This is a genomic window from Corynebacterium sp. S5S1, assembly GCF_001913985.1.
GTDB classification, from domain to species: Bacteria; Actinomycetota; Actinomycetes; order Mycobacteriales; family Mycobacteriaceae; genus Corynebacterium; species Corynebacterium marquesiae.
This window is the reverse complement of sequence record NZ_MKXT01000015.1, coordinates 1-16690: the sequence shown is the minus strand read 5'-3', so window position 1 is coordinate 16690 and position 16690 is coordinate 1. Positions and strand designations below refer to the sequence as shown.

The window sequence follows — 16690 nt, the reverse complement described above, 5'->3', positions numbered from 1 at the left end:
CTCACTCCAAAGTGGGCGGTAGCGTTTTCATCCCAGCCGCTTGTGCCGGTTAAGCTGGATTAATGAGCACAAAAAGCAGTAAAGCCCCTAAGAAACTCAACAAGAAGGCCTACGAAAAGGAGCTCGAACGCCTCCAAGCGGAGCTCGTGGACATGCAGCAGTGGGTCGTTGAAACCGGCGCCCGCGTAGTCATCATCATGGAGGGCCGCGACGCCGCTGGCAAGGGCTCCGCGATTAAGCGCATCACCCAGTACCTCAACCCGCGCACCTGCCGCGTCGAGGCACTGCCTGCACCGAACTCGCGCGAACAGGGCCAGTGGTACTTCCAGCGCTACGTGGAAAAGCTGCCTACCAAGGGCGAAATCGTCATCTTTGACCGCTCCTGGTACAACCGCGCCGGTGTCGAGCGCGTCATGGGCTTTTGCACCGATCAGGAATACGTCCGCTTCCTGCACCAAGCACCCACCTTTGAGCAGATGTTGGTAGAAGACGGCATCATGCTGCGCAAGTACTGGTTCTCTGTGTCCGATGAGGAGCAGATCAAGCGCTTTGAATCCCGCCGTAACGATCCGCTGCGCCGTTGGAAGCTCTCCCCTATGGATCTGCAGTCCATTACCCGCTGGGAGGACTACTCCCGTGCCAAGGATGCGATGTTCATCCACACCGATACCCCAACCGCGCCGTGGTACACCGTGGAATCGGAAGACAAGAAGCGCTCCCGCATTAACGTCATTTCGCACCTGCTGAGCACCATTCCCTACGAGAAGATCGAGCGCGAGATGCCCGAGATTCCGCAGCGCCCGGATTCCGATGGCGAAACCTATGAACGCCCTGCCCGCGAAGAGTTCCGCTACGTGCCGGACGTCGCTGCCAAGCTAGAGCGCAAGTCCGAGCAGAAGACAGCGAAGAAGACGTCCAAGAAGGGCAAGAAAAAGGATAAGAAGAAGTAGCACCAGTTCAGCCACAGAGCTTTAGCCCGCCTTCATTTTGTCTTGAAGGTGGGCCTTCTTATTGAAGTTTTTAACGGCACCCTAAGCTTCGAGCCTTAACCGTCAGGAGTCTCTTTGGATACTCACGACCTGATGGGGTCAGGGAGGGCGAAGCTCAGACTGTGGACGATTGTTGAAACACATAAAGCGGCCACGTTTCAAGTCCATTGGCGTGCTTCCAGGCCGATAGCATGGCTGCTTTTAGGGGTGGGGTGATTGGGGGCAGGGAAAACGGCAAAAGCCCGCGGTTAAGCCGCGGGCTTGGGCTAGGTGTGTTTAAAGCTCAGCAGGAGATACGCGCTTTGGCAGAACTACCGGGCGGGTGTGCGCCAGCTCTTCTACGATGCGTACTACCTGGTTAGAGTAACCGAACTCGTTGTCGTACCACACATACAGCACCAGGTGCTTGCCAGAGGCGATGGTAGCAACGCCGTCGACGATGCCAGCGTGGGTATTGCCGATGAAGTCAGAGGAAACAACCTCTGGGGAGGCAATGTAGGAAATCTGCTGGCGCAGGTCGGAGTGCAAAGAAACATTGCGCAGGAAGTCGTTGACCTCATCGCGCTCTACTTCCTTCGACAGCTCGAGGTTGAGCACGGCCATGGACACGTCCGGGGTAGGAACGCGAATGGCATTGCCGGTGAGCTTGCCTTCAAATTCCGGCAGGGCCTTAGCCACAGCCTTGGCTGCGCCGGTAGCGGTAAGCACCATGTTCAGGCCTGCGGCGCGGCCGCGGCGATCGCCCTTGTGGTAGTTATCAATGAGGTTTTGGTCATTGGTAAACGAGTGCGCGGTCTCCACGTGGCCGTGGGTTACGCCGTAGCGGTCATTGATGACCTTGAGTACCGGCGTGATTCCGTTGGTGGTGCAGGATGCAGCGGAGAGAATCTGATCCTCATCGGCGATGTTGTCGTTATTGATGCCGTAGACGATGTTCTTGATATCGCCCTTGCCCGGTGCGGTCAGCAGCACGCGGGAGATGCCCTTGGCCTTAAGGTGCTGAGACAGGCCCTCGCGGTCGCGCCATGCGCCGGTGTTATCTACCAAGATGGCGTTGTTGATGCCATAAGAGGTGTAGTCAATCTCGGACGGATCGTTTGCGTAAATCATCTGGATCTTGGTGCCATTGGCCCAAATGACCTCATTTTCCTCATCCACGGAGATGGTGCCGTTGAAAGCACCGTGGACGGAATCGCGGCGCAGCAAGGAAGCGCGCTTGAGGATGTCACCGTCGCCCTTCTTGCGCAGGACAATGCCGCGCAGGCGAACGCCACCATATGCTGCCTCGCGGGCGACGAGCAGGCGGGCCAGCAGGCGACCGATGCGACCGAATCCGTAGAGAACGACGTCGGTGGTTTCTAGATCCACGCCAGCACCGACGATCTCGCACAGCTCGCCTTCCAGGTACATGCGGAGGTTTTCCTCGTTGGACTCCTCCCAGCCCAGAACCAAGCGGCCCAGATCCACGCTTGCGGCACCCAGGTTCATGTCTGCCAATTCCACCAAGATAGGCAGGGTCTCCGCCGTGGACAGGTGGCGCTGCGCGATGCGGCGGCCATAGCGGTGAGACTTGATGATGTCGATATCGGTCTGGCCCACCAGTGGGCGGCCGAAGATGGTGGTGACAACGTTATTGTTGCGGTGCAGCTGGTGAATGAGCGGAATCATCTGCTGCGCCAGCTCGAGGCGCTCGTTCCAATCATCATGGCCAACATGTGCGTTCGCAGTCACGTAATTCATTCCTTTTCTGTCACGGGGGTGGCATTAAATCTTCAAACATAAATATTAGCGCCTACTACTGTGGGTTTTGGCATAGTTCGTTCAGGATGTTGGCCACAGTACCCCCGTTTATTTTCTCCACTTCGGTTCCTACGAGGCAATAAGCTACGGCATCATCGTGCTGCGCACGGCGTTCCTTAAGCACAGGATTCAAGAGCGGATAAACCGGTGGAAGGTTGGGATGACTGCGGGTGTACTGAGTTTCTAGTCCACGGGCAAAGCGGCCCGAGAAAGCACGGGTCGACACGGTCTGCCCACCACGGCGCAGTAGCTGCCGGTTGTAGTCACTCGTTCCAGCCTCTTCGGTGAGCAAAAATGCGGAACCGCAGGAACATGCGCCGACGCCGTCCCAGGACATAGCGGTGGCTATATCGTCTGCGGTGCGCAGGCCGCCAGCAGCGATGAGAGGAAGATCGGGGGCTGCGGTATGCACGTCGGACACTAGCTCTTCCAAGTCCCGGGAATCGGGAGTCGCGGCTAAGTCCCAGGTTCCGCGATGGCCGCCGGCGGCCGGGCCTTGGACGCAGAGCACATCGACGCCCCGACGTGCGGCCGCGGTTGCCTCCGCAGAAGTGGTGACGGTGGTCCAAGCCTCTGCGCCCGCGGCGTGGATTCGCTCTATCTGTTCGGGTGTGAAGGTTCCAAACATGGACCACACCACGCGGGCGCCACCGCGCAGCGCTAGAGCCAGCTTCTCTGCAAAGCCAAAGGAGTAATCGGGATCGGGCAATGGCTGGTTTTCTGCCTGCGCCAGCTCGCGGGCGGCGGTACGTTGCGCCCCAGAAAGCGGCTGTTGTGGGCAAAAGAGGTTTACTCCAAACGGAATGCCGGCACACTGGTCAATCTGTGTGCGGGCAGTGTCTATGCTCGCAGAGCCCACACCTAAGGTGCCAAAAGAGCCGGCGGCATGGGCGGCGCGCACTAGTTCCGGGGTGGTGGGACCGCCGGCCATGGGCGCGGGGATTACGCTACGGGAAAGAGAGCTTATAACCTGACTCATACCACCCCACCCTACCGAGAGAGGAAGCTAGTGCAGTGGCAGCTTTAGGAGATTTTTTCGCGCGGTTCTTTGGCTCGAAGAATAAACCCACACCAGGCCTCAATCCGGACGAGCTAGAGGCGGAGTGGCTTATTGTGGGCTTGGGCAATCCCGGCGCAAAGTATGCCGCTACCCGCCACAATGTGGGCTATATGGCCATCGATGATCTATTAGCCGCAGACGGAGACGTGCTTGAGCCGGTACGTGGGATGGATGTGCAGGTCGCGCCACTTAGCTGGGCGGGGCAGAAAGTACTTGCCGTGCGTTCAGGAACCTTTATGAATCTTTCTGGCGATCCAGTAGCGCCGCTGGCACAGCAGCTAGGAATCGCCCCAGATCACATCATTGTTCTCCACGATGAGCTGGACCTTCCGGCCAATAGGATCCGGATCAAGCAGGGCGGAAATGAAAATGGGCACAACGGACTCAAGTCGCTCACGGAGCGCTTGGGCACCCGCGACTATCTGCGTGTGCGCATTGGTATTGCCCGACCACCCAAGGGATCGTCCATTCCGGATTACGTATTGGGCCCCGTGGATGCGGGCGCCGGCTTTGATGACGCCATCGCCACCGCGGCCGAGGCCGCCCGCCTCATCGTGACAGACGGGTTAGGCAAAGCCCAGAACCAGATCCACTCGCGCTAGCACTGGGAAAATTTTTCTAGGGCCTGGGGGCTGCCGGCGGCGACGATGAAATCGGTGGGGGTGAGCTCGGTGGCGTCGGCAAGCGGGGCCCACTCCCCTTCCGCGCGGCGCACAGAGACCAATTGCACGCGGTGCGTGCGCCAGATGGCAGAAAGGTCGAGCGGCCGGCCCACCAATGAACTAGGAACGGCCATCTGGGTCACGCCATAATCAGTGGCAATCTCCGCAAAATCACGGAAACGCCCGCCCAACAGGTAAGCCACGCGGCGGCCAGTATCACGCTCTGGCCGGATGACATGGTGGGTACCAATCTGGCTGAGAATACGCGCGTGTGCCTCCGAATCAGCCTTGGCCCAGATGTCTTTGACCCCCAACTCCACCAGATTGGATGCGGTGAGGATGGAATCTTCCAAATGGGAGCCGATGGCGACGATGACGCGCTCGACCTCCTCCACGCCCAGCTGGCGCAAGGCCTCTGGGTCGGTGGTATCTGCCGCAATGGTCTCGGTGAGGTAGGGAGCTTCTTCGCGCACGCGCTTTTCGCTGGAATCGATGCCGAGGACCTCAACGCCATTGGCCATCAGCTCATGAGCAAGCGAAGAACCAAATCGGCCTAACCCAATAACGACGACGGGTGGAATATCGATGCCGGCGCGGGAGCGTCCCAACGCCTTGAGAATATTAGCCAAGGAACGGCCTTTCTTCGGGGAAGCTATAGCGCCGGCTAACGGATTTCGCCGCCAGCGCTGCTACCAAGGTGGTTGGGCCAATGCGACCCAAGTACATGATGAGGCATAGCACAATCTGCGAGGGCGCAGACAAGCTTGCGGTAATTCCGGTGGACAAGCCCACCGTAGCGAATGCGGAGAGCACTTCAAAGGACACTTGATCACCGCTAAACTCCGGATCGAAAAAGCGCAGCGCCGCCACGCCCAGCGTGACTACCATGACCCCGGCAAAGCTCAGCGCCAGCGCCTGGCGGGTCACCGACCGCGGAAGGCTACGGTGCCCAATTGTGGTGGTTTCCCGGCCCGTAAATTCTGCTGCCATGGCTGCCAACAGCACGCAAGCGGTGGTGACTTTAATACCGCCGGCGGTACCGGCCGAGCCACCACCGATGAACATCAAAATATCGGTGCCCATCAGCGTAATGGGATGTGCCTGGCCATAATCGATGGCATTAAACCCTGCCGTGCGCGGAGAAGCGCCGGCAAAGAAAGAGTTGAGCAGCTTATCCCCCAGCGACATCGAGGACAAAACCCCGGTCCACTCCATGCACGCGAAGAAGACGCCACCGGCGAGCAGGAGCACCATTGTGGCCGTTAGGGTCATGCGGGCGGTAATGGAAATGCGGTGGACCACATGGCGATCGCGGCGTACCAACCGCGCCAACTCCGCCCACACCGGAAAACCTAAACCGCCACCAATCAATGCGGCGGCCAAGGGCAGCAAAATCCAGGCATCAGAAACAAAGGGCACCAGGTTATCGCTATTGGTGCTAAACCCCGCATTGTTAAACGCAGAAACCGCATGGAAGATGCCCTCCCATACTGCGCGCGGAAAGGAATGCCCATAGCCAATCATCAAGCGCGCAGCCACAATGACGGCGATGATGGTCTCAGCCACCGCGGTAAATGCGAAAGTAAAAATCAGCGTCTTGCGGATACCACCAGGGGCGATAGGGCGCCCCTCATAAGCGCCGGTTTTGCGCGCCTTAAAGCTAATCCGGCCGGTAAAAATCAGGCCAGATAGCGAAGCGAGCGACATGATGCCCAGGCCGCCCAGTTGGATCAGCGCCAAGATGATGACCTGGCCGGCCGGGCTCCAAAAACTACCGGTATCCACCACGATGAGGCCGGTAAGCGAGACCGCAGACGTAGCAGTAAACAAGGCAGACAGGAAGGAAGCGCGGGCGGTGCCGGCCTCGGCAAACGGCAGCATGAGCAAAACCGTTCCCACCAGAATCAGCACAAGGAAGCCAGCCGCGGTCAACCGCGCCGGGCCCCACTGCCGTATGGAAAGCAAACGTTTCACCAGCGGAAGTATAGACCTGCTTTCGGCGCAGGGAAACTGCTGGCCGGCACCACCCCTCGGGGGCGGTTAGCATTGGTGTTATGACTTCGCCACATAGCACTGCCAAGACCATTGTGATTACCGGCGCATCCGGCGGATTAGGGGCCGCGGCAGCTCGTCAGTTGCACCACACCCGGCCGCAAGACAACCTGGTTATCATCGGCCGCAATCCGGAAAAGACCCGCGCGGTGGCCGAGGAAGTCGAAGGCCGGTATTTCCTAGCGGACTTCGAATCCCTGGGCCAGGTACGCCGCTTGGCACAGGATTTGGAAGGCTTAGAGCACATCCACGCCCTGGGCAATAATGCCGGCGGCATTTTTGATGGCCCGTCCACCACCGCCGATGGATTTGAGCGCACCTGGCAGGTCAACGTGGTCGCGCCTTTTCTATTGACCTCACTGCTACGGGATAAACTGCGCGCGGATAACGCGAACGTGGTCCAAACGGCTTCCCTAGCCAATTTCCTTATGTCTAAATTCGACCTCAGCGATCCCACCACGCTGGAGCACTTCAGCCCCGAGCGCGCCTACGGCAACGCCAAGTTGGGCGATATCCTGCTCACCCGTTATATCGATGCCCACGGGCTTAATGCGGTCTCCTTCCACCCCGGCGTGCTTGCCACGGACTTTTCCAAGTCTTCTACTGGCCTAATGTCCAAGATGTATTCCGGGCTGATTGGCAAGACCTTTGGCACGCCTGCAGACGGCGGCGATAACCTCGCCTACTATTTGACCGGCACCGAGGGAATCCACTTTGAATCGGGCGAATACTACAACAACAAGCGCAAACCTGGCCTGCAGCGCCCCATTGCGAAGAAGCTGTCGGTAGCTCGCCGCGTCTTTGATGATTTGGGGCGCCGCCTCAATGTGGAGTGGTAGCGCGAAACCACTAGACTATGCCGCATGAGTTCTGTCGTTTCTGAGGCCTCGCGCCGCCGCACGTTCGCCGTTATCGCCCACCCGGATGCTGGTAAGTCCACGCTGACGGAGGCGCTGGCGCTGCATGCACACGTTATTAATGAAGCCGGCGCGGTCCACGGCAAGGGCAACCGCAAGTCCACCGTGTCTGACTGGATGGATATGGAAAAGGACCGCGGCATTTCCGTGGCTTCCTCGGCGCTGCAGTTCGAATATGCACCGGAGGGCCACGAGGGCGAGCCCTACATGATCAATCTGGTCGATACCCCGGGCCACGCGGACTTCTCGGAGGATACCTACCGCGTGCTCACCGCGGTGGATGCGGCAGTCATGCTTATCGACGCCGCCAAGGGCCTCGAGCCTCAGACCCTCAAACTCTTCCGCGTGTGCAAGGCCCGCGGCCTGCCTATCATTACCGTCATCAATAAGTGGGACCGCGTGGGCCGCGAGCCCCTAGAGCTTGTCGACGAAATCGTCAACGAAATCCAACTGCAGCCCACCCCGCTGTACTGGCCGGTAGGCATTGCCGGTGACTTCCGCGGCCTGGCGCATATCAACGATGATGGCGAGGCCGATGAGTATATCCACTTCATCCGCACCGCCGGTGGTTCTACCATCGCCCCGGAGGAACACTTTGCTCCGGATGCCGCCGGGGAGAAGGAAGAAGAGGTGTGGGAGACCGCAGTCGAGGAAGCCGAGCTGCTTGCCACCGATGGTGCCCTGCACGATCAGGAGCTTTTTGAACAGTGCGTGACCTCCCCACTCATCTTCGCTTCTGCGATGCTGAACTTTGGTGTGCACCAGATTTTGGACACCCTGTGCGCCATTGCCCCGGCTCCGCGCTCGCGCGACTCCGATCCGAAAGCAGTTGAGGCTGCCACCAGCGCCATTGATGAAGTCCGCGAGGTCAGCGATGACTTCTCTGGCGTCGTCTTTAAGGTCCAGGCAGGTATGGACCAAAAGCACCGCGATAATCTGGCCTTTATGCGCGTGGTATCCGGTGAATTCGAGCGCGGCATGCAGGTCAACCACGCCCAGTCCGGCCGCAGCTTTTCCACCAAGTACGCCCTGACTGTCTTTGGTCGCACGCGCGATACTGTGGACACCGCCTATCCGGGCGATATCGTAGGCTTGGTCAACGCCGGCTCGCTTGCCCCTGGTGACACCATCTATTCCGGCAAGAAGGTGCAATTCAAGCCCATGCCGCAGTTCGCGCCGGAGGCCTTCCGCATTCTGCGCGCGAAGTCGCTGGGCAAGTACAAGGCCTTCCGTAAGGGACTGGAGCAGCTGGCGGCCGAGGGCGTGGTCCAGATTCTCAAGAACGAGGCGCGTGGCGATGCTTCCCCGGTCATGGCGGCGGTCGGCCCCATGCAGTTCGAGGTCATGCAGGCCCGCATGGAGTTCGAATACAACGTGGAAACCGTCACCGAGCCTATTCCCTATTCCGTGGCTCGCCGCACCGATGCCGAATCCGCCCCAGAGCTCGGCCGTCAGCGTGGCGTGGAAATCTTTACCCGCCAAGATGGCGAGCTCATCGCGCTCTTTGGCGATAAGTGGAAGCTCGCCTTCATTGAGAAGGAACACCCAGAGCTCACTATGGAAACCCTCGTGGCGGATTAGAAACCACACAGGTCCACATAGCAGAGAAAAAGGCCGCTTCCCGTTCTGGGAAGCGGCCTTTTCCGTTGCGTGTTAAACCATCAACATCACAGGGACAACGGCAATCTTGACCACCTGCCCCACCACAATGGTGGCCGCATAACCGGTCATGATGCGCGAGTCGGAGCTCAGCCCCGTGGCGTAATTGACCACGGCCGGCTGAGCAAAGATGCCAGAAAGTCCGCCAGAGGTACGCGTTTCGGACTGACCCATGAAGCGATTCGCTACAGCGAATAGGACCGAAACCACCACGGTGACAATGGCGGCGAGGATCATGCACTTCAGACCCATCCAGGAGAAGGCGGTGGACAAGAATGCCTCGCCGGATGAGAGGCCCACAGACGCCAAGAAGATGACGAGGCCCCACTGCTGGAAGGCGGTATTAATGGAAGCCGGAACCTGCCATGGAATGCGGCGGGTGCGGTGCAGCGCACCGAGGATAAGACCGGTAATCAGCGGGCCGAGCGCGAAGCCCAGCTCGAAAGAAGCACCACCTGGCATCGGTACCACGACCTGGCCCAGCAGGTAACCCAAGAAGAGGCCACCACCCAAGGCCACCCAGTTCAGCTCGGAGTAGGACTTAATGGAGTCGCCGAAGTAATCCTGGATATCGCCCAAGCGGTCAAACTTCACGATGAGCTCGAGGATATCGCCGGAAGCCAGGTGAGTTTCATTATTGGCCAAGAATTCCTCATCGCCGCGCTGCACGCGCACGATACGACCGCCATAGCGGGAGAACAGGTTGAGCTCCTCAACGGTGCGGCCGGCAATATCTTGGTTAGAAATAGCCACGGTTTCGATGACCAGGCGCTTATCCACGAACGGAGTTTGCGGCTGGCGCTTGCCCAACATCTGGGTGAGTTCGCGGGCCTTGGCCTTGGTGACCATCACGCGCAGGATATCGCCCTTGTGCAATTCGGGGCGATCGCCGGCAACCCGGACCTTATTACCGCGGCGAATGGTAGCGATAACAAAGTGATCCTTGAACTGTTCTTCCAAATCATCGTAGTTCACGTCTTTGGTAACGCGAATGGTGCGGGAGCGGAAGATCTTGGAGGCAGAATTGTCCTTATCGTGCTTGGCGGGCCAATTCTGCTTGAGCAGGAATGCCACGACTAAAATGGCCACCGCCACACCCACGGGATAGCCCAGCGAGTAGCCCACGGCGGGTAGCTCTTCACCGGTTTGTTGCTGGGCAACTGCCAGCGACGGCGTCGAGGTCGTGGCGCCGGCAAATACACCAACGGAAGCCAAGGTATCCAGCCCCAGCATGCCACCAAAGAGGATGGCTGCGCCCGCGGCCACCACAATCGCAATGGTCGCCGTGAGCATGTGCTTCATCTGCTTGGAAAAGCCCTTGAAGAAGCGCTCACCGGCGGACAGGCCTTGCATATAAATAAAGAGTCCCAAGCCCAGCTCTTGCAGGGAGCTTAAGATGTCTTTATCTAGGTCAATAAACGAGCCGAAGGCCAAACCCACAAACAGCGTGCCTGCCGCGCCAAAGCGCAGCGGACCGAAGGGGATCATGCCAAATAGCGTGCCGAGCAGCACTATGAAAAAGATGCTCAGCCATATATTTCCATCAAAAATTGCTAACACGCTGGAATAGTTTAGGCATTTTCCATCAAAGTGCCACGTGAAAAGCACTTTCCTCAAAGCCTGCAATCGGCATCGCTACTGCTTAGACCCTTTTCGTCAGGGGCCACCCACCTCCAGCAGCGGCACATCTCACAGCTAACGCTCATAGTGAACTAATCGAGGAGGAATTCCTTCCACCGTGGCCACTCCGTGTAGGTCTGGGCTTTCCCTGCGTGATAGTTCGCCCGCAGCTTGTGTACGTTGCGTTCGGTGGAGGCCACCTGCATATCTTCCGGGAAAAATAAATACGCCTTTCCTTGGCGCTCCAACTCCAAAAGCCGATCTTTGGCTGCGTTATAGAGGGCGGGGCGGGCTATAAGGGCGTCGGCAATAGCGGGGTACCTGCGGAAGATGCGGCGGACGAAGGCTGGGCGCGCGACCTCCGGGCGCACATACCCGCGCGGCTTAGTACCAATAAACAGAAACTTCTCGTATCCGTCCTCTTCTGCTTGCGCAATAGTAATGCCACCGGAAGAGCCCAAAGCACCGTCCACGTACGGCGCGCCGTCGATAAAACGCATCGGCATAATCAGCGGCAGCGTGGAGGAAGCGCGCACGCGCGCGAAGAGATCTTCTGGGGTGTGGATGTCCTGGCGAGTCCAGTAAACAGACTCGCCGGTGTCGGCGCGCGCTGCAGCAAGCACCATATCGGCCGGATGCTCGCAGTAGGACTGCCAATCAAAGGGCAAATCCCTGTCTGCTGCGCGCTCATAGATGTACTCGGCATTGAAATACCCGGTGCCACGCACCAGCGAACCCACGCCACCGAAGCTAGGGTTTTTAGCAAAGTCCGTAAAAGACTCTTCGGCGCGGCGGGCATCGCGCGACAAGTAATTAACGGTGTGCGATGCCCCAGCAGAGACACCGCCTACCCAGCCAAAGTCCACGCCCTCTTCGATGAGTTTGACCATACAGGCGGCCGTATAGGAATTGCGCATGCCGCCGCCTTCAATAACGAGTGCGGTGTTACTGGCGTCAATCATGGTGCCCCATACTACGCTGGGCCCAATGAAGCGTATTTTCCGGCAATTGCTCGCGGACGAAGAAGGCACCTTCGATATCGAAACCGGCCAGCAGCCCCGCACCGGGTTCGCCTATAACCCCACCGGGAAGGTGCTCCTGCGGGTGACGGAGCCTACCCCAGCCGCGGTGAGCAAAGCCTTGGCCTTAGCCAAGGAACACGGCGCGCGGTATCTCGGCACATGGCGCCAGCCCGATGGTCCACTCGTCTTCCTCGCCACGGCCGTAACCCACGATGAGTCTGTGGCCCGCGAGCGCGTTGCCGCCACCGGGCAGCGTGCGTACTTCGACTTGGAGCGCTGCCGCACCATCACCGTGAGCGCTCACTAGACTGGGCTCCCATGGGATTAAAAGATGCACTTGCCCGGCTGACCGGCGCGCAGTCCCCGCACCTGGCCCGCCCAGACTCCGCGGCGCTCACCGCCCACATTGACCGGCTAGAAATCCACACCGCCGGGCCGCTTATCATCGTCGTGACTGACCAGCCCGGTGCCGAGGTACTGCGCGAGGTAGCCCGCGCCCACGAGTCAGCTACGCTGGTTTCCCCCACCACGACGGTGCATTTTCCCGCCTTAAAAAAGGAAGCCTTGCCCATCAAAGATCCCCGGCACGGCTGGGTCATTCCGCTAACGCCCGCGCTTGCCGACGCCCTCGTAGACAACCTCCCCTACCCCGGCGACTACGAGCTTTCCCCCGCCCTAGCCGTGGTGGTGGAATAGTTTCCTGAAAGGACTGCCATGCTGCTTGTGCCTTATGCTGGAAAGAAGCCGCGTATTCACCGCAGTGCGTGGATTGCACCCACTGCCACCATCATTGGCGATGTAGAAATCGGCCCGGATTCCTCCGTGTTTTATGGCAGTGTTCTGCGCGGCGACGTGGGCGCGATTCGCATTGGTGCTAGGTGCAATATTCAGGACAATTGCGTCTTCCACGTAGAAGAGGACACGCCGTGCGTACTAGAAGATGATGTCACGGTGGGACACATGGCGATGGTCCATGCCGCGCATGTGGAGGCCGGTTCCCTGGTGGGTATGTCCTCTTCGCTGCTCTCGCGCTGCACTATTGGAACCGGCTCGCTCATCGCGGCAGGCGCTGTGGTACTGGAAGGAACCACCATTGCGCCGCGGAGCCTTGCCGCCGGCGTGCCAGCCAAGGTGCGCCGCGAGCTCAGCCCAGAGGAATCGCAAGCCTTCATTCCGCATGCTGCCCGCTACGTGGACTGCGCGCGCAGCCAATCCGATTCGGCTTTGAGCCTGGATGAGGTCACCTTTGATTAAAGGGAAAGCACGCCCATGAGGATGAGGAAGACCGCCACGAGGTAGCCGCCAAAGAGCGCCACCTGGGTGCTATTGGCGCGCGCCGCGGCAAAAAGACGGCCGGCGGCCGATTTGGGATGGGCGCGCACCACCGCAATAAAAAGGCCACAGACAGTGGGCAGGGACAGGGCAAGGCTGGCGTACCACACCAAGCCGCCGTACTGAGCGGCCGGAGCAATATCTTCGGTAGCCAAGTGCATAAGCCCGTAATAAAACGGCACCGAGGTCAGCGATTGCACCACACCCATTACGAAGCCGATGAGTGCGGTAATCGGTGATGGCGTGCGCAGCGGCTCTAGCAGCCGATTGACTAAGGCATTGGGCTGGCCTTGAGAGCGCCACGCACCGAACCCCACCGCGATGCCGACTGCGACAAGTACCCAGCCAGCAATGGGTGAGCTCAAAATGGCCTCAATTTGGTCTTTGACTCCTAGCAACAAAAACATCACCACGGCCGCTGCGACGAGCACCCCGACCCAATCTCCTATTACCACCAATACAGCAATGCGCCGATACTTACCGCGGGGCAAAATGATGCCAATGGCCACGAGGATGCCAATGAGTAGCGCATTGACGGAATCCAAGAGGGCAAAACTAACGGCGTGGAGCATGCCGCACAGTCTACCGCCCCATACCGCCATCGCCGATACGTCCAAGGGCACAAACCGCATATGTCACGACCAGCTTCCTGCGGTCCACCGCACAGATCTTTGCACACATTCCGCAATTTTGCGTACACTATGCAATGTTTCGCACGGGGTGCAGATTTTTCCCCGCGGATTCCATATTCACTGTCACCCGCGCGCAGAGCATTGCACGCATACTGCACAAGAAAGCACATTTTTTATGTCTAAATTCCTCTACCGGCTAGGCAGCTGGTCCTACCGCAAGGTGTGGCCATTCCTCGCCTTTTGGCTCATGGTCTTGGTGGCCATGGCGGGACTTACCGCCGGCTTTGCCAAGTCCCCGAACCCTAATTTCTCCATGCCGGAGATGGATTCCACGATCACCCAAGACAAAATGATGGAGCGCTTCGGCCAAGATACCGATGCCATGAGTGCACCCGAAGGCACGGTGGTCATACAAGCACCGGAGGGCAAAGACCTCACCGATAAACAGGTAGCCGGCAAGGTAGATGACCTCCTTAGCGAGCTCAAAGACACTGGCGCGCTCAAGGCTCAGGACAAACTGGTCAGCCCGGTGATGGCTGCAGCCGGCATGGAAAAGCAAATGGGCGAAAAGATGAAGGCCCAGCATATGCCGGAGGAGCAGATTCAAAAGAACCTGCAGCAGCTCTCCCCGCTCAGCGAGGACAAAACTACCGGTACCGTCACTATTACCTTCAACGCCAACGAAGTCATGGACATCCCAGAAGAGGACATGACCAAGGTCACGGACGTCCTCAACAAGTACGACGAGGGCGAGCTCACCGTGAAGTACCAGGGCAACGCCTTTAGCTCCGCGGGCCAAGAGATGGGTGGCAGCGCCGAGATGATCGGTCTCATCGTCGCCGCAATCGTGCTGCTGATTACCTTCGGTTCCTTCGTAGCCGCTGGCATGCCGCTAATTTCCGCCATCATCGGCGTGGGCATCGGCATCCTCGGCGTACAGGTATCCACGGTCTTTACGGATACCGTCTCCGATATGACCCCGACGTTGGCTTCCATGATTGGCCTGGCCGTCGGTATCGATTACGCACTGTTTATTGTCAACCGCTTCCGCAACGAGCTCATCACCTCCTCTGGTCTCAACGATCTTTCGCCAAAGGAACTGGCCCAAGAGCTCAAGAAGATGGATAAGGCCACCCGTGCCCACGCCATGGGCATGGCGCTGGGCACCGCGGGCGGTTCGGTTGTCTTCGCCGGCACCACCGTGGTCATCGCCTTGGCCGCGCTGACCATTATCGGCATCCCGTTCCTGGGCACCATGGCCATCGCTGCCGCGGCAACAGTGATCATCGCCGTATTGGTTGCTAATACCTTCATTCCCGCCCTGCTGGGACTTTTGGGTACCAAGATCTTCGCCGGCCGTGTGCCTGGCCCCAAGGTTCCAGACCCAGAGGACGAAAAGCCCACCATGGGCCTGCGCTGGGTACGCCGCGTGCGTGCCCAGCCGTGGCTGCACCTTATCGCGGGCGTCGTCTTGCTGGGCATCCTGGCCGTACCATTTGCCCAGCTGCGCCTGGCCATGCCTACCGATGGCACCGCAAAGCCCGGCACCCCGCAGCGTGAGGCTTATGAAATCACGGCAGACGCCTTTGGTCCTGGCCGCAATGCCCCGATGATCGCCTTCGTTGATGTGGCCGACGTTCCCGAGCAGGACCGCATGCCGGCCTTCCAAGACCTCCTGCAGGAGATCAACGGCAATGACGGCGTGGAAAACGCCCAGATCGTGCAGACCACTGACAACGGTGATGCTGCGCAGATCATGATTACGCCCACCACCGGCGCGACCGACGAAGAGACCACGGAAACCCTTAACCACCTGCGCGATTACCAGGGTGAGTTTGAAAAGACCGGCGGTTCCTACGGCATTACCGGTATCACCCCGATCTTCGATGACATTTCTGAGCGCCTCAATAACGTGCTCATCCCATACGTAGCCATCGTGCTGGGACTGGCCTTCATCGTCTTGATGCTGGTCTTCCGCTCCATCTGGGTACCGCTCATCGCCGCAGCCGGCTTCGCTTTGTCGATGGCCGCAACCTTCGGCATCACCGTAGCCATTTGGCAAGAAGGCATGTTCGGCATCGTCGATGACCCACAGCCGCTGCTTTCCTTCCTGCCCATCATGCTCATCGGCCTGACCTTCGGCCTGGCTATGGACTACCAGGTCTTCTTGGTCACCCGCATGCGCGAGGGCTTTGTCAATGGCAAGACGGCTGGCAACGCTACCTCCAATGGCTTTAAGCACGGCGCCCGCGTGGTCACGGCGGCGGCCCTTATTATGATTTCTGTCTTTGCCGCCTTCATCTTGATGGACGAGCCATTCATCAAGACCATGGGCTTTGCCTTGGCTGCGGGCGTGCTTATCGATGCCTTCGTGGTCCGCATGATGATCATCCCCGCTACCATGTTTGTACTGGATAAGAAGGCATGGTGGTTCCCGCGCTGGTTGGATAAGATCACGCCAAACATGGACATCGAAGGTGAGGCCTTGCACTCTGAGCGCGAGGAACTCCTGCGCGCACAACGAGAGAAGGTAGGCGAGACCCACCGTGGCTAGTCTGCGCGAAGAAAAGAAGCGGGCTACGCGTCAGGCCATGGCCGATGCGGCAGCGCGCCTCGTCCTCGACGGTGGCGCCGAAGCCGCCACGATCTCCGGCATCACCACGGCCGTCGGGGTCTCCCCGCGCACCTTTCACAACTACTTCTCCTCCGTGGCAGATGCGCTACTGTCCTTTAGCACCGATGTGCTTGCCAAGTTTTCCAAGGAAGTACCCACTGTCTTTCCTAATTCATCCATTTCTGAATTCCTCGAACAGGTAACGCTCGATGCCACCGAAAACGAGGGCAAATGTCAGATGCGAGTTTTTGGTACCGGTGTTCTGGGGACTCGGTACTGTCGTGTTCCGGGTAGTTGGTACCGGGCCGAGGGGTGCGTCGGCCCGGACCGT

General features: G+C 59.1%; 16 protein-coding genes. 9 read left to right on the top strand and 7 right to left on the bottom strand.

The window, feature by feature from the left end; genetic code table 11:
* Window positions 1–62: 62 nt before the first annotated feature.
* The gene (ppk2, locus tag BKN05_RS06755) at window positions 63–950 is read left to right on the top strand and encodes a polyphosphate kinase 2 (RefSeq protein WP_198492778.1); all 888 of its coding nucleotides are present in this window, start codon (window positions 63–65) and stop codon (window positions 948–950) included.
* A 315-nt stretch (window positions 951–1265) separates the two neighbouring features.
* Here ppk2 and BKN05_RS06750 read toward each other — a convergent pair whose 3' ends face one another.
* Together BKN05_RS06750 and BKN05_RS06745 are read right to left on the bottom strand one after the other, a co-directional pair.
* Window positions 1266–2720 (bottom strand): glyceraldehyde-3-phosphate dehydrogenase, encoded by a 1455-nt coding sequence (locus BKN05_RS06750; protein WP_374043187.1) that lies wholly within the window; start codon window positions 2718–2720, stop codon window positions 1266–1268.
* Window positions 2721–2784: 64 nt separating this feature from the next.
* Window positions 2785–3768 (bottom strand): nitronate monooxygenase, encoded by a 984-nt coding sequence (locus tag BKN05_RS06745; protein ID WP_286688261.1) that lies wholly within the window; start codon window positions 3766–3768, stop codon window positions 2785–2787.
* Window positions 3769–3803: 35 nt separating this feature from the next.
* Between BKN05_RS06745 and pth the strand changes: the two genes are divergently transcribed.
* On the top strand, window positions 3804–4451 hold the full coding sequence (pth, locus tag BKN05_RS06740; protein ID WP_049379103.1) for an aminoacyl-tRNA hydrolase: 648 nt from the start codon (window positions 3804–3806) through the stop codon (window positions 4449–4451).
* Here pth and BKN05_RS06735 read toward each other — a convergent pair.
* Together BKN05_RS06735 and BKN05_RS06730 are read right to left on the bottom strand one after the other, a co-directional pair.
* Window positions 4448–5140, bottom strand: a complete 693-nt coding sequence (locus BKN05_RS06735) for a potassium channel family protein (RefSeq protein WP_049379102.1) — start codon at window positions 5138–5140, stop codon at window positions 4448–4450. The genes pth and BKN05_RS06735 overlap by 4 nt on opposite strands.
* On the bottom strand, window positions 5133–6485 hold the full coding sequence (locus tag BKN05_RS06730; protein WP_049379101.1) for a TrkH family potassium uptake protein: 1353 nt from the start codon (window positions 6483–6485) through the stop codon (window positions 5133–5135). The genes BKN05_RS06735 and BKN05_RS06730 overlap by 8 nt, the downstream gene beginning before the upstream one ends.
* Before the next feature lie 80 nt (window positions 6486–6565).
* On the opposite strand from BKN05_RS06730, the gene BKN05_RS06725 reads away from it, so the two are divergent.
* Window positions 6566–7402, top strand: a complete 837-nt coding sequence (locus tag BKN05_RS06725; protein ID WP_225747268.1) for an SDR family NAD(P)-dependent oxidoreductase — start codon at window positions 6566–6568, stop codon at window positions 7400–7402.
* Window positions 7403–7426: 24 nt separating this feature from the next.
* Window positions 7427–9061 carry a peptide chain release factor 3 gene (locus BKN05_RS06720; protein ID WP_286688260.1) on the top strand — a complete coding sequence of 545 codons (1635 nt, stop codon included), beginning with the start codon at window positions 7427–7429 and terminating at the stop codon, window positions 9059–9061.
* Window positions 9062–9133: 72 nt separating this feature from the next.
* Here the strand turns inward: BKN05_RS06720 and BKN05_RS06715 are convergent, their stop codons facing one another.
* Window positions 9134–10699 (bottom strand): aspartate-alanine antiporter-like transporter, encoded by a 1566-nt coding sequence (locus BKN05_RS06715; RefSeq protein WP_049379144.1) that lies wholly within the window; start codon window positions 10697–10699, stop codon window positions 9134–9136.
* A gap of 152 nt (window positions 10700–10851) precedes the next feature.
* Complete coding sequence (locus BKN05_RS06710) at window positions 10852–11721, bottom strand: patatin-like phospholipase family protein (protein ID WP_286688259.1); 870 nt, start codon at window positions 11719–11721, stop codon at window positions 10852–10854.
* A 25-nt stretch (window positions 11722–11746) separates the two neighbouring features.
* Here BKN05_RS06710 and BKN05_RS06705 point away from each other — a divergent pair, with 25 nt between their 5' ends.
* The 3 genes from BKN05_RS06705 to BKN05_RS06695 are packed head-to-tail and all read left to right on the top strand — an operon-like array spanning window position 11747 to window position 13035.
* A complete protein-coding gene (locus BKN05_RS06705) occupies window positions 11747–12088 on the top strand; it encodes a hypothetical protein (RefSeq protein ID WP_225747272.1) in 342 nt (113 codons plus the stop codon).
* Window positions 12089–12099: 11 nt separating this feature from the next.
* The gene (locus BKN05_RS06700; RefSeq protein WP_049379095.1) at window positions 12100–12477 is read left to right on the top strand and encodes a hypothetical protein; all 378 of its coding nucleotides are present in this window, start codon (window positions 12100–12102) and stop codon (window positions 12475–12477) included.
* An 18-nt stretch (window positions 12478–12495) separates the two neighbouring features.
* Entirely contained in the window at window positions 12496–13035 is a 540-nt protein-coding gene (locus tag BKN05_RS06695) for a gamma carbonic anhydrase family protein (RefSeq protein WP_049379094.1), read from the top strand.
* Here BKN05_RS06695 and BKN05_RS06690 read toward each other — a convergent pair.
* Window positions 13032–13685: a hypothetical protein gene (locus tag BKN05_RS06690; RefSeq protein ID WP_049379092.1), complete on the bottom strand. Its 654-nt coding sequence runs from the start codon at window positions 13683–13685 to the stop codon at window positions 13032–13034. The genes BKN05_RS06695 and BKN05_RS06690 overlap by 4 nt on opposite strands.
* Window positions 13686–13920: 235 nt before the next feature.
* Here BKN05_RS06690 and BKN05_RS06685 point away from each other — a divergent pair, with 235 nt between their 5' ends.
* Window positions 13921–16299: an MMPL family transporter gene (locus BKN05_RS06685; protein WP_049379091.1), complete on the top strand. Its 2379-nt coding sequence runs from the start codon at window positions 13921–13923 to the stop codon at window positions 16297–16299.
* Window positions 16292–16690 (top strand): TetR/AcrR family transcriptional regulator (locus BKN05_RS06680; protein ID WP_286688258.1); only part of this gene is annotated, 399 nt, incomplete at its 3' end. The genes BKN05_RS06685 and BKN05_RS06680, both read left to right, overlap by 8 nt.